Source organism: Desulforhabdus sp. TSK (assembly GCF_022836495.1).
GTDB lineage: Bacteria > Desulfobacterota > Syntrophobacteria > Syntrophobacterales > Syntrophobacteraceae > Desulforhabdus.
The window spans coordinates 17,937-32,145 of sequence record NZ_BQXM01000013.1 but is presented as its reverse complement, the minus strand read 5'-3'; the positions used below and the strand labels follow the sequence as shown (position 1 = coordinate 32,145).

Below are 14,209 nucleotides of genomic sequence, written 5' to 3'. Positions count from 1 at the left end.
CTACCTGGTCGTCTGCAGCGCAGCCGTTTTTTCACTTTCGAGAACCGGGCGGGAAATGATGCGGCTCACAATGACCGCCGCGACCAGAATGGCCCCTGAGAGATAAAAGGCATAATCCAGGCTGCCCGTAGCATCCTTGATGTACCCGGCCACCTGGGGCACGAAGAAGGCGAGCCCCCACCCGATGAAGACCAGGCCGTAGTTGAATCCCAGGTTCTTGGCTCCGAAAAAGTCGGCCACATAGGCAGGAGTCAGGGACAATCCGCCGCCATACTGCCAGTAGGCAATCCCCACCGCCAGGAAGAGGAGCAGGACGCTTCCCGACTTCATGATGGCCGGCATGCAGAAGAGGCAGACAGCGGAAATGACGCCGTTGATCATATAGGCGTTGGCGCGACCGATCTTATCGGAATAGAGACCCGTTCCGATACGGCCGGACGCATTCACCAGACCGCCGTAAGCGGCAAGAATCCACGCATTGGCTGCGAAGAAAGCCACGGTGGCAGCGGTCTTACTCAACATGGGCGCCGCATTGGCGATGACCAGCAGCCCCGACTGGGAGCATCCCGTGAACATGAAGACCAGTGCGTAGAATTGCACCGTCTTCACCATGTCGGAGGCCACCCAGTCCACTTTGGTCATACTTGCGGCCTTGGCGGCGGAAACGGTGGTACCCGCGGGAGGTCCCGGGGGCACATAGCCTTCAGGCGGCCAATCCAGGAACTGGCCGGCGATGATCACCACGATGGCAAACATGATACCCAGAGTGATAAAACTTCCGGAAATGCCATACTGGGAAATGAGCCATTTGCCCAAGGGCGCGATATAAATGGCCGCACCGCCATACCCTCCCACCACCAGGCCGACGATGAGCCCCCGTTTGTGCGGCCCGAACCATTTCACGGCCGCAGGTGTGGGAGCGGCATAACCAATGCCCATGCCCATACCGCCGAGCAATCCAAAGCCAATGACCAAGCCCGTATAACTCTTCATGAGTCCGGCGATGATACAGCCGGCGGCCAGCAGGAGCCCTCCCAGCGTCGCTCCGACCTTGGCACCGTACTTATCCTGAATACGCCCCCCGGGAATCATGAAGAGGGCGAAAACGACACCGCAAATGGCATAAGCCCAGGTAGCCTGAGCATCCGTAAGGTACACCCACCCTTCGTTCAGGCCCGTCATGGGAGTTCCCGCCTCGACCCCCTTCGGAGCAAGCAAGCTCGCCTTCCACACGCTCCAGGCATACAGTATACCCAGACACAAGTTGATAGCTACACCGGCATAGGTTACCACCCATGCTTTTCCAGGCACTTTGTCCACTGCTGCTGCCATGTTTTCCTCCTTCAATGTAAATGCTTTCACCAGGCCACATCCCCCTTCCCCATGGAAAGACAGGAGACATTGAAGAACGCCGCTTGTCCCGGCGAAGGAAAGCTCAGGGGCACAATCCAGCATCCAATCGACGGACGCATTGCCCATGCGCAGACGATTCTATGATCCTGCACCCCGGCCCCACCTCTGCCGAAGGGGGGTTTTAAAGCATTTAGAGAAAAAAAAGTGTTGTTTATTGAGAGAGTAAAAATTGGGTCCAGCTAAAAACTCGTACACCAGAAAAAGAAGATCCACACGATCTTGGAGGCGCAGCCACCGGTCAAGGACACAAAATGTGCATCATGTGATCAAGAGTAGAAGGGATCGATTTTGGAATTTTCTTACGGAACCGCATCCGTAATATTGCTGAAAAGAAAGTCAAAAAGAGCATCGTACTGAAATAATAAAATGATAAACCCACCTGCTAACTTCTCCACCTCCTTTCATACCCGACATGCATTGTGCGTTTCCATTCCACCCGGCGACGTTCCGCCCAACACGCTTTCAGTGCCTTGAAGGACGCCCAAATTCACCACTGATTCAAGCTGTAGAATTTTATAACACAGCCCCGAGAAGTCTGTCAAAGCAAATTTGTTATTACAATTAGATTGTTACGAAATACACAAGATAAAAAGCGGCCCCGAGCGATCCTCTTGAAGCTCCATTCAAAACGGTTTTTCAAAGGGTTGCAGGTGAACGTGCTGGATATCCGGTTTCAGAAAAAATCTGCTTTCCTGAACTTTTTTTTCCAAGAGTCCCATGGTGAAAATGACTTTGTGGACGGATTCGAAGCTGCTGAGGCTCTTGACGGCCGCCAGGGTCACGACGGTATCCAGGCAAAGGGCCAGCAGGATGGCGCCGTCTTCCTGCAGCACGATGAGGTCCACGGCACGGTCCATGACCCTGGGAGGCATGTAGTCCGCCACGACCCGGTATCCCACCGCCTTCAGTTCGCCGAAGAGATGACACTGGAGCGTCCTGCGCACGGAATGCTCATTACGAAAGGGTTTGGGAATTTCCCGCCACGCACCCTCCAGGTCCCTTTTCCACTGCTCCAAATGCCTGGTTATCCCTTCCTGCATCCTTCGTCGCCTCCTCGTCCCCCCAAGGGACTGTCAAAAACACATCTTGTCTCTCTCCCTATAAAAATATCTCCCATCTGTCAAACAAAAGCTCCCTCCTTGTTAATAACATCACAATAAATAATGGCTTATGAAACCCCTTTCCCTCTTCACGGATCGTCAGAACATTGACTTCCAGGGGGATCCAGCTGACTCTTGACAACCCATGGGCAGGGGGCTATGAAATCATGGCAAAATCCAGGCAACGCATCGTTCTGTGCGGATTCTCACCAGGCACGGTATTTGCTGTCGCCATCATGCGATTCCGTCACGGCCGCCCTCTTTTCCTGCGAGACTACCGTGACGCATTAATGAAAAAGGAAGGCAAGGAAATCCATGATCATTCCCGTCATTCTGTCCGGTGGCTCCGGCACGAGGTTATGGCCCCTGTCCCGGGAGCTTTTCCCCAAGCAGCTGATGCCCATCGCGGGAGGGGAATTTTCTCTCCTGCAGTCGACGGTCCTCAGGCTGCGCGACATTCCCGGCGTAGCCTCTCCCATCGTGGTCTGCAATGAAAACCATCGATTCATGGTGGCCGCACAGCTCCAGGCCATCGACACGCCCGCGTCGGCCATCATCCTGGAGCCCGTCGGCCGCAACACGGCGCCTGCCGCAGCAGTGGCCGCCCTCGAGGCCATGACGGGCGGGGAAGACCCCACACTCCTCATCCTGCCGGCCGACCATATGATCCGCCAGAGCGACTCCTTCGCAACGGCGGTCGAGGCAGGGAGCCTGCTGGCAGAAGCCGGCTTCCTGATCACGTTCGGCATCACCCCGGAGCGTCCCGAGACGGGCTACGGCTATATCCAGAGAGGTCAAAAACCCGACGCGCCCAGCGCCCCCCAGAATGGAGGCCCTGACGCCTATTCCGTCAGCAGCTTCGTCGAAAAGCCCGACCTGGAGACGGCCCGTTCCTACATGGATTCGGGGGACTACTTCTGGAACAGCGGCATGTTCATGTTCCAGGCCTCCACTTACCTGGACGAGGTGGAGCAGTTCGCTCCGGCAGTGCTGGAAGCCTGCAGGGATGCCTTCAGCCTGGCCAAGCGGGACCTCGACTTTCTCCGCCTGGATCCGCCGTCTTTTCAAGCCTGCCCCGGCGATTCCATCGACTACGCCGTCATGGAGAGGACTTCCAGAGCCGTGGTGATCCCCCTCCAGGATATCGGGTGGAGCGATGTGGGATCCTGGCCCTCCCTCCATGAAGTGCTCAACAAGGACGACCAGGGCAACGTGCTCATCGGCGATGTCATGGTGGAAGATGTCCACAACTGCTACCTCCATTCCAGCAGCAGGCTCATCGCCGCCGTGGGGATGGAAAATCACGTGGTGGTGGAGACGAAGGACGCCATCCTGGTCGCTTCCCTCGAGAGGGGGCAGGATGTCAAAGCCATCGTGCAGCGGCTCAATTCCGCCAAACGGGAGGAAACGGTCGTGCATCCCCGCGTCTACCGCCCCTGGGGATCCTATGAATGCATCGACTGCAGCGCCAGGTTTCAGGTGAAACGGATCACGGTGAATCCGGGAGCGACCCTTTCCCTGCAGCTCCATCATCACCGGGCGGAGCACTGGGTGGTGGTGAAGGGAACGGCCCGCATCACGCGGGGCGACGAGGTCATCCTCCTGAGTGAAGACCAGAGCACCTATATTCCTCTCGGCACGAAGCACCGCTTGGAAAATCCGGGAAAAATCCCCCTGGAGCTCATCGAGGTGCAGACGGGAAGCTACTTGGGAGAAGACGACATCGTCCGATTGGAAGATGTCTACGGAAGATAGAGATAAAGATAAAGACAGGGAACGCTGAGGACGCTGACGGAGCGCTGAAAAACGCTGACTTTTTATCTGTAAAATTCTTTAATCAGCGTTCGTCCGCGCTCCGTCAGCGTCCTCAGCGTCCAAAGGAAAGAACCTATGTCAAAATCGGCTCTCAGCACCAGCACCAACAGTGATCCCCACAGCGAGGTACCAATTTCCACCTGCCCCGCCGGTGAGGCATTTCCCCTTCCCCAGCAGGAAGACTACGACCGGGAATTCAAACGCCTTCAAAAACTGGTGCAGGAACAGCGCCTGAAGGGGCGCGAAATCGTCGTCGTCATGGGCGTGGGCTTTGTGGGCGCCGTCATGGCCGGAGTCGTGGCCGACTCCGTAGACCGCCAAACCGGTGAACCCAGCAAGTTCGTCATCGGCATGCAGCGCCCGTCTCCCCGCTCCTACTGGAAGATACCCTACCTCAACCGCGGGATTGCCCCCGTCCAGGCGGAAGACCCCGAGGTGGAACCCCTCATCCGGCGCTGCGTGCTGGAAAAGAAGACCCTCACGGCGACTTTCACCCACGATGCCCTTTCCTTGGCCGATGTCGTCGTCGTGGACGTACAGTGCGACTACTTCAAGGAGACCCTCGGGAACGTCCGCCAGGGAAGGGCCGAAATCGCCGCCCTGGAAGACAGCCTCCACACCCTGGGAGAATGCGTCCGGCCCGAATGCCTCGTGCTCATCGAAACCACCGTCCCCCCCGGCACGACGGAATACATCGCCTACCCCATCCTCAAGAAGGCCTTCGAAGCGCGCGGACTGCCCGAGGTGGAGCCTGTTCTGGCTCACTCCTACGAACGGGTCATGCCCGGCCGCAACTACGTGGCCTCCATCCGGGACTTCTGGAGGGTCTGCAGCGGCATCAACGAAACCTCGCGCCGACGGGTCCGGGAATTCCTCTCGGACGTGCTCAACGTGGAAAAGTACCCCCTGACGGTGCTGGACCGCCCCATCGAGAGCGAAACCTGCAAGATCGTCGAGAATTCCTACCGGGCCACCATCCTCGCCTTTTTGCATGAATGGAGCCTGTTCGCCGAGCGCAACGGCGTAGACCTCATCAAGGTCATCGAAGCCATCAAGGTGCGTCCCACCCATTCCAACATGATCTTTCCGGGCCCCGGGATCGGCGGCTACTGCCTGCCGAAGGACGGCGGCCTGGGGGTCTGGGCCTACCAAACCCTCATGGGCTTTGAGGACGACATTTTCAAGCTCACTCCTCAGGCCATCGACATCAACGACACGCGCGCCCTTCACGTCGCTCAGCTCGTCCGGGACGCCCTGCGCAACATGGGAAAGATCGTGGCTGCAAGCAAGATCGCCCTCCTTGGCGCTTCCTACCGGGAAGACGTGGGCGACACACGCTACAGCGGTTCGGAGCTCATCGTGCGCAAGCTGACGGAAATGGGGGGAGACGTGGCGGTTCACGACCCCTACGTCCAGCACTGGTGGGAATTCGAAAAGCAGGACAGCTACCCCGCCCCCGGCCATTCCTGGGCACGCTTCTTTCGCAACCAGGAAAAGCTCGCCGACCTGCGTATTTCCCAGGACATGGCGACCACGCTGAAGGGAGCGGACGCCGTCGTCCTGGCCGTTCGTCACGAACCTTACCGTACCCTGTCTCCCCGATCCGTCGTGGAAATGACGGCGCGCCCCGTGGCCGTCGTGGACTGCTTCGGCATCCTGGACGATGAGAAAATCAGGGAATTCTTCGAGCTGGGCTGTGAAGTGAAGGGCCTCGGACGCGGCCACATCAAGCGCATCAAGGACGACGTGCGGCACCGGCAGTAGAATTAGTCTGTCAGTCGAGCACAGAACGCTGAAGACGCTGACGGGGCGCTGAAAAACGCTGACTTTTTATCTATAGAGCTTTTATCAGCGTCTGTCAGCGTCCCCAGCGTCCCCCCCTTCCCCGTCAATTATCCAACGCACTCACGCCACAACCCGATAATTCCCCCTCTCCAATCCCACAAAACGTCAGCAGCTTGACGCAATATCCTCCCCACCTTGCCGCCAGTCCAGTCCACAGCCCCAACTATCCCCCGCCGGCCACCCATCCCTCCTGCCCCTGTCAAGAAAAGCAACCCTTGCAGCGGCCGCCATTCCAGGCCGGACCCGGTTCTGTAGAGCAGGGCTGCCCCAAAACTGGCACATCCCTTGCTCTTCCACTGGAACCGAAACACCAACGGTCGGGCATGTAACCGAGTTGGCGGAGCTGTAAGTAAAGGGAAAAACCTCACACCGTCATTTTCCAGACATCAGCGTTCTTCAGCGCCCCGTCAGCGTCTTCAGCGTCCCCCAAAAAGGAAAACGCCCAGCCTGCCAACCGACACTCCCGATAGCCATCCGGAAACCCACAATGCAAGCCCCCTCCATGACGCAGCCCCAAACCGACTACGATAGTGCCTGGAAAGAGGTGCTGGAGCATTACTTTGAGGAATTCATCTCCTTTTTCTTCCCCGAGGCTTATGCCGGGATTGACTGGGCCATGGGTTATGAATTTCTCGATAAAGAGCTCCAGCAGGTGGTGCGGGATGCCGAACTGGGCCGCCGCCTGGCGGATAAATTGGTCAAGGTCTGGAGTAGGGACGGCGAAGAGGCTTGGGTACTGGTGCATGTGGAAGTGCAGGGGCAGGTGGACCGGGAATTCGCCAAACGCATGTACGTCTACAACTACCGCCTTTTCGACCGGTACGATCGTAAGGTGGTGACTCTTGCAGTGTTGGCGGACACCCATCCCACCTGGCGGCCCGGCGGATTTGGTTACGACCTTTGGGGCTGCAGGGTGCACCTCGAGTTTCCCGCCGTCAAACTCCTGGATTACAATGCTCAGTGGAATGATTTGGAACAAAGCCTCAACCCCTTTGCCGTCATCGTGATGACACACCTCAAAACCCAGGCTACATACCGCGATGCAGAAGGCCGTTTGCACTGGAAGCTCACCCTGGTTAAAATGCTCTATCATCGGGGTTACACCAGGGAAGATGTTTTGGAGCTTTTCCGTTTCATCGACTGGCTCATGGTACTTCCGGAGGATATTGAATCCAGTTTCACGGAAGCCCTCAAACAATATGAGGAGGACATGAAGATGCCTTATGTCACCAGTGTCGAACGCAGGGGAATACAAAAGGGAATTCAAAAGGGAATTCAAGAGGGAATCCAGCAGGGACTTCTCCAAAGCTCGCGCGAAAGTATTGTCGAAATCCTGGAAGCCCGATTTGAAATCGTTCCTGCTTCTATTTCAAGAAGCATAAATGCCATGGAGGATCATTCCCTCCTCAAGATGCTCCTCAAGAAAGCGGCAACCGTCGACTCCCTGCAAAAATTCAAGGAAATCCTTGAAGCAATGCAGCAAAACAAAGAGTAATGTCTTAAAGCTTGTTTAAAAATCAGCGTTCTTCAGCGCACCGTCAGCGTCCTCAGCGTTCCAAAGGAAAAATATGCACAAATCGGCTCTCATTACCGGCATCACCGGCCAGGACGGCGCCTATCTCGCCGAATTCCTGCTCGAAAAAGGATACACCGTCCACGGTGTCAAGCGCCGCGCCTCCTCCTTCAATACCCAGCGGATCGACCATCTCTACGAAGATCCTCACGTGGAAAACCGCCGGTTCATTCTTCACTACGGAGACCTCACCGATGCCACCAACCTGATCCGCATCATCCAGGAGGTCCAACCCGACGAGATCTACAACCTGGCGGCGCAGAGCCACGTTCATGTCTCTTTCGAATCTCCCGAGTACACCGCCAACGCCGATGCCCTGGGCACCCTGCGCCTCCTGGAAGCCATCCGCATCCTGGGACTGGAAAGGAAAACCCGTTTCTACCAAGCCTCCACTTCGGAGCTGTACGGCATGGTACAGGAAGTCCCTCAGACCGAAAAAACCCCTTTTTATCCACGCTCCCCCTATGCCTGCGCCAAGCTCTACGCTTACTGGATCACGGTCAACTACCGCGAGGCCTACGGAATCTACGGGTGCAACGGTATCCTCTTCAACCACGAATCCCCCCTGCGCGGCGAAACCTTCGTCACCCGCAAGATCACCCGCGCCCTGGCCCGCATTTACCTGGGCCTGCAGGACTGCCTCTACCTGGGCAACTTGAACGCCCGGCGGGACTGGGGCCATGCCCGGGATTATGTGGAGATGCAGTGGCTCATGCTGCAGCAAGAAGCGCCGGACGATTATGTCATCGCCACAGGGGACCAGCATTCGGTACGGGAATTCGTACAGACCGCGGCCAGGGAGCTGGGCCTGGCCCTCGCCTTCGAAGGCGAGGGCGTGGATGAGCGCGGCGTGAACCTGGCCAACGGCAAGACCGTGGTCTCCGTGGACCCCCGCTATTTCCGGCCAACAGAAGTGGAGACACTGCTCGGCGACCCGTCCAAGGGCAAAGTCAAGCTGGGATGGTCTCCCAAGGTCGGCTTCGAGGAACTGGTGCGTGAGATGGTCCGGGCCGATCTGGAAGAGGCTAAAAAAGAAGAGCTGTGCCTTCGGGCGGGATTTGCTGTCAACACCCCGCAGGAATAGGGATATGCCGCAGCAGATGGTCGAAAAAAAATCATGAATCCTAAGGAAAAAATCTTCGTTGCCGGAGCCGCCGGGATGGTTGGCAGCGCCCTCGTGCGCGCCCTGGTGGCTCAGGGCTTTGAAAATATTGTCGGTTCCATCCACCGCTCCAGGCCGCCCCTGGATGCCGGGGACGAAGAGCGCGTGCGCCTCGTGCCCCTGGACCTGCTGGATCAGCAGGCCGTAAGGGAGTTTTACACCCGCGAACGCCCCGCCCATGTTTTCCTGGCCGCAGCCAGGGTGGGTGGAATCCACGCCAACAACACGTATCCGGCGTCCTTTATCCACGAAAACCTGGTCATACAGTCCAACATCATTCACGGGGCCTACGAATGCGGGGTCAGTCGGCTCCTCTTTCTGGGTTCGTCGTGCATCTACCCCAAACTGGCCCCGCAGCCCATGCGCGAGGAGCACTTGCTCACGGGTCCCCTGGAGCCGACCAACGAGCCTTACGCCCTGGCCAAGATCGCCGGGATCAAGACCTGCGAGTCCTATAACCGCCAGTACGGCACGCGCTTTGTGGCGGTCATGCCGACCAACCTCTACGGGCCCGGCGATAATTTTCATCCACAAAATTCCCATGTGTTGCCCGCCCTTTTGCGCCGCTTTCATGAGGCGCGCCAAAACCGCGCCCAACAGGTCACCGTGTGGGGAACAGGCAAGGCCATGCGCGAATTTTTGCACGTGGACGACATGGCCGAAGCCTGCCTTTTCGTCATGAACCTGCCCGATGACGTGCTGCAGCGCGAACTGCTCTCCTACCCCAGACCCTGCTTTGTCAACGTGGGGACCGGGCAGGATGTGTCCATCCGCGAACTGGCCGAAACCGTGGCCAATGCCGTGGGCTACACGGGAGCGCTGATCTTTGACGCGTCCAAACCCGATGGGACGCTACGCAAGCTCCTGGATGTCTCCCGGCTCGCGGCTCTGGGGTGGACCGCACAGATCGGGCTGGAGGAAGGCATCCGCAGCACCTATGCGTGGTTTCTAAAAAATGAGGCGCAGGCGCGGCTGAGCTGAATTGCTCGATATACTTGATGTGTCGGTTCGGTCCGATCCCATCTACCCGCCAGGCAGGATGCCGGGACGCAGACGGATCGCTGGAAACCACCGGCGATACAGAAGGCCATTTACACTGGAAGCTCACTTTGGTTACAATACAAAGTGTGCGAAAATATCATCGAAATCATCGCAGCCCGGTTTGAAATCGTTCCTTCTTCTATTTCGAGAAATATAAACGGCATGGAGTATCCTTCCTTACTCAAAATACTCTTCAAGAAAGCAACAACGGTCGACCTCCTGCGAAAATTCAATGAAATTCTTGAAACAATGTGACAAAATATATGGTAATCCTTATAAATCATAAAAATCAACGTCTTTCAGCACCCAGTCAGCATTATTAGCCTCTCTAAGGAGAATCCCATGAACATTGCAGAAGTCATCTGCCGTGAAGCCAACCGTCTTCCGGAGAATCTGGCTTATGAGGTGCTTGACTTCATCCAGTACCTTCAATTCAAACACGCGCTGAGGGATTCCACCGGTGATTCTTTAAAAACCGCACAACAACCGGTGATGAACCGAATTTGGGATAACCCGGAGGACGAGGTTTGGAATGAACTGTAACCCCGGTGATCTCGTCGGCATACCTTTTCCCTATTCGGATCTGAGGACAAAGAAGCGGAGACCGGTCTTAGTGATCACCTCCCCGGATCACCACGGCGACTTCATTGGACTTGCGGTCACTTCAGTCCCTGCACAAGGCTGGATTGTTCCGATTGACGAGCAGTCCATGGCCTCGGGCCGCCTTCCCAAACCGAGTTGGATTCGTTGCGATAAGGTGTTCACTCTGCAACAAGAAGACATCGCGGGAGGCTATGGGACACTGAAGGCTGAAGTATTTCATGAAGCGATGCGGGTAATGTGCAGAGGCATTGGATGCCGATAACATCCTCCAGTGGCTGGAGAATTTTCCCTCTTATACAATGAACTACACATCGATACATGCTGACGGCCGTTGACAAAACCTCTTCGGAAGATTCAGCATCTTCGGCATTGCATTTGTTTCGAAATTTCCTCTCAATTCCAAGGCTCTTAGAGTATGTACGACCAAATCATCCAATCTCTTACGCATACTCCCAAAACCTGGCTCATCACCGGGGTGGCCGGGTTCATCGGCTCCAACCTCCTGGAAGCCCTGCTCAAGCTCGATCAAACCGTGATCGGCCTGGATAATTTCGCCACAGGACATCCACACAACTTGGACGAAGTGCGGCAGAGCGTTTCAGCCGCCCACTGGCAACGCTTCACTTTTCTTGAAGGCGACATCCGCGATTTCCAAACCTGCCGCAGCGCATGCGCCGGCGTCGACTACGTCCTCCACCAGGCCGCCCTCGGTTCCGTGCCGCGGTCCATTGAAGATCCGATTTCGACAAATGCCTCCAATATCACCGGGGTTCTCAACATGCTCACAGCGGCCCGCGACGCTAGTGTCAAGCGTTTCGTCTACGCAGCCTCGAGTTCCACTTATGGAGATCATCCGGATCTTCCCGAGCGGGAAAACAAGAGCGGCAACCCCTTGTCTCCCTTGGCGGGGGCCGAGTACGTGAATGAACTCTATGCCGATGCCTTGGCCGTGCCTACGGCTTCAAGAACATCGGCCTGCGGTATTTCAACGTGTTCGGCCCCCGCCAGGACCCCAACGGAGCATACGCCGCGGTGATTCCTAAGTGGTTCGCCGGGATCCTGGCCGGCGGTCCGGTTTATATTCACGGAGACGGTGAAACCAGCCGGGACTTCTGTTACATCGACAACTGCGTACAGGCGAACATCCTGACCGCCACCACCGAAAACCCGGATGCTCCCGTCCAGGTTTACAACGTGGCCTTTGGCCGTCGCACCACGCTGAACCAACTTTTTCAGTCGATCCAGGCGCTCGTAGTGAAGACCAAACCTGAAGCTGCAGCGGTGAAACCGATAGACCGTGATTTTCGCCCCGGTGATGTACGGCATTCGCTGGCAGATATCGGTAAGGCTGAAAAACTGCTTGGTTATCAACCACACTTTTCCGTACGCGATGGTCTTGAACTGGCAGCTAAATGGTACTTGTAAGGATGTTTTTATTACTAGAAAGGCTTGGCATGTCAGAGCATCGAAACGTAATCGTACCCTTTTTGTTCGCTATGGTTCTTGTTTCCGGAGTGTTGGCTACGGGGGCTCCTGCCGCGGATCTTTACGTCTCTCCTGGTGGAAACGACGCATGGAACGGTCAAAGGGCATCCATCCCCCCATCGGGCGACGCCGGCCCCTTCGCAACGCTGGAGCGCGCCCGGGACGCCATTCGCGCGATAAAAAAAACCGGTGAACTGCCCGAAGGCGGTGTTACAGTCCACGTCGCCGAAGGCACGTACTTTCTCAGAGAGCCTTTTACGCTAACAGATGAGGATTCGGGCACGACAGATGCTCCCATCACGTATCTCGCTGAAAAGACCGGCAGCGCACGGCTAATGGCTGGGCACATCATCACGGGCTTCAAACCGGTCACCGACGAGGCCACGCTCAAGCGACTGGACGAAGCGGCTCGCAGCAAAGTATATGAGATCGCTCTCAAGTCCCAGGGCATTACGGATTATGGCCCTGTCGAAGGAGGCGGTTTGGAACTGTTCTTCAACGGCAAACCGATGCAGATTGCCCGCTGGCCCAATGAAGGCTTCACGCGCATTGTCGATTTACGGGGCGGCGAAGAGTTCGATATTCGTGGAACTAACCGTGCTCTCATTGGCCGGTGGGTTTATAAAGGCGACCGGCCCAGCCGCTGGATTCATGAAAAGGATGCCTGGCTCAACGGCTATTGGTCTTGTGACTGGTCCTCCGAGTATCAGCGGGTCAAAAGCATCGATCCAGGTGAACACATCATCGAAGTTGAGAAGCCTTACCATGTCTACGGCTACCGGAAAGGCCAATGGTATTACGCCCTGAACCTTTTATGTGAAATCGATACGCCAGGAGAATGGTATCTTGATCGGGAAAACGGCATACTCTATTTCTGGCCGCCTTCCCCGCCGGAAAACGCCGAGGCATTCGTCTCTCTCCTTCCCGAGGCTGTGAAGATGAACAACGTATCCAATTGCACGCTCCGAGGTTTTGTTGTGGAAGGCGTGCGCAATACGGACATCATCATCGAGGGCGGCGAACATGACCGCATCGAGGCTTGCATCATCCGCAATTCCGGCGGAACTGCGGTAAGAGTGGATGATGGCACAGACATCGGTGTGATCGGCTGCGACATCTACGACGTTGGTGGCGGCGGCATGGTGCTCAAGGGGGGTGATCGCAAAACCCTCACTCCGGCCAAACTATTTGCGGACAACAACCACATCCATGACTACGCGCGATGGTACCGCATGCTCAATCCCGGCATTTCATTGAAAGGCGTCGGGAATCGCGCTTCTCACAACCTGATCGACAACGCGCCCCACATCGCCATTATCTTCGGTGGCAACGATCACATTATAGAATACAACGAAATCCACAGCGTGTGCTACGAATCCAGCGACGCCGGCGCCATCTACGCTGGACGGGACTGGACGCAACGAGGGACGGTCATTCGCTACAACTTCATGCACGATGTAACGGGTTTTGAAGGCCGGGGGTCCGTTGGCGTTTATCTTGACGACATGTTTTGCGGCACACACATCTACGGCAATCTTTTTTACCGGGTCTATCGTGCGGCCTTTATCGGCGGCGGCCGCGACAACGTATACGAGAACAATCTCTTCGTCGACTGTCCCAAAGCCCTCCACATCGACAACCGTGCACAGAACTGGGCAGGGCCATCCGTCGATAAGACTATGACTGAGCGGCTCATAGCAATGCCCTATACCAATGCCTTATGGAAGAAAAAATATCCCAATCTTTCGGATATCCTCCAGGATGACCCCGCCGCGCCCAAAGGCAACCTCATTGCCCGCAATATTTTCTATGGCCCGGATTGGAAAGATTATCCGAAAGAAATCATCAAATACATTACGTTCAAGAACAACATGGACAACCAGAACCCAAATCTGACCACACCGGACAAAGCCAGGGACAACCCATCCCCTAAGGCAACCGATTTTGCGCTAAAAAAGGACTCGCCCGCCTTCGCCCTCGGATTCAAACCTCTGCCGCTCGATATGATGGGGCTCTATGAGGATGCCGACCGCGCAAGCTGGCCCACTGTTGATTCCGTGCGGCCGGAAGGCAAACCGGACCCGAACTGGAATCATATGAGCGATCTCGACACCCTTATTCAGTTGTTCTCCGTTAAATCACTGCACTCTGTTTAGAATGCGGTAAAGACAA

10 protein-coding genes and 1 pseudogene are annotated in these 14,209 nt (G+C 56.4%); 9 read left to right on the top strand and 2 right to left on the bottom strand.

The window, feature by feature from the left end; all coding sequences use genetic code 11:
• Together MWC30_RS09580 and MWC30_RS09575 are read right to left on the bottom strand one after the other, a co-directional pair.
• A complete protein-coding gene (locus MWC30_RS09580; RefSeq protein ID WP_244083948.1) occupies positions 1-1,332 on the bottom strand; it encodes an MFS transporter in 1,332 nt (443 codons plus the stop codon).
• Positions 1,333-2,036: 704 nt separating this feature from the next.
• Positions 2,037-2,453: a hypothetical protein gene (locus MWC30_RS09575; RefSeq protein ID WP_244083947.1), complete on the bottom strand. Its 417-nt coding sequence runs from the start codon at positions 2,451-2,453 to the stop codon at positions 2,037-2,039.
• Between the two features lie 375 nt (positions 2,454-2,828).
• Between MWC30_RS09575 and MWC30_RS09570 the strand changes: the two genes are divergently transcribed.
• The 9 genes and pseudogenes from MWC30_RS09570 (at position 2,829) to MWC30_RS09535 (ending at position 14,193) form a co-directional block, all read left to right on the top strand.
• Entirely contained in the window at positions 2,829-4,268 is a 1,440-nt protein-coding gene (locus tag MWC30_RS09570; protein ID WP_244083946.1) for a mannose-1-phosphate guanylyltransferase/mannose-6-phosphate isomerase, read from the top strand.
• A gap of 135 nt (positions 4,269-4,403) precedes the next feature.
• Positions 4,404-6,092 carry a nucleotide sugar dehydrogenase gene (locus MWC30_RS09565; protein ID WP_244083945.1) on the top strand — a complete coding sequence of 563 codons (1,689 nt, stop codon included), beginning with the start codon at positions 4,404-4,406 and terminating at the stop codon, positions 6,090-6,092.
• Positions 6,093-6,660: 568 nt separating this feature from the next.
• Complete coding sequence (locus MWC30_RS09560) at positions 6,661-7,668, top strand: hypothetical protein (protein WP_244083944.1); 1,008 nt, start codon at positions 6,661-6,663, stop codon at positions 7,666-7,668.
• A gap of 73 nt (positions 7,669-7,741) precedes the next feature.
• Positions 7,742-8,830, top strand: coding sequence for a GDP-mannose 4,6-dehydratase (gene gmd, locus MWC30_RS09555; protein WP_244083943.1), 1,089 nt, complete (start codon positions 7,742-7,744; stop codon positions 8,828-8,830).
• Positions 8,831-8,863: 33 nt separating this feature from the next.
• Complete coding sequence (locus MWC30_RS09550; protein WP_244083942.1) at positions 8,864-9,889, top strand: GDP-L-fucose synthase; 1,026 nt, start codon at positions 8,864-8,866, stop codon at positions 9,887-9,889.
• Positions 9,890-10,291: 402 nt separating this feature from the next.
• Positions 10,292-10,492, top strand: coding sequence for a DUF2281 domain-containing protein (locus tag MWC30_RS09545; RefSeq protein ID WP_244083941.1), 201 nt, complete (start codon positions 10,292-10,294; stop codon positions 10,490-10,492).
• Positions 10,482-10,814 carry a type II toxin-antitoxin system PemK/MazF family toxin gene (locus MWC30_RS22925; RefSeq protein ID WP_368860827.1) on the top strand — a complete coding sequence of 111 codons (333 nt, stop codon included), beginning with the start codon at positions 10,482-10,484 and terminating at the stop codon, positions 10,812-10,814. The genes MWC30_RS09545 and MWC30_RS22925 overlap by 11 nt, the downstream gene beginning before the upstream one ends.
• Positions 10,815-10,967: 153 nt before the next feature.
• Positions 10,968-11,977, top strand: a pseudogene (locus tag MWC30_RS22920) (NAD-dependent epimerase/dehydratase family protein).
• A gap of 2 nt (positions 11,978-11,979) precedes the next feature.
• Positions 11,980-14,193, top strand: a complete 2,214-nt coding sequence (locus MWC30_RS09535; RefSeq protein WP_244083940.1) for a right-handed parallel beta-helix repeat-containing protein — start codon at positions 11,980-11,982, stop codon at positions 14,191-14,193.
• The last annotated feature ends 16 nt before the right edge of the window (positions 14,194-14,209 follow it).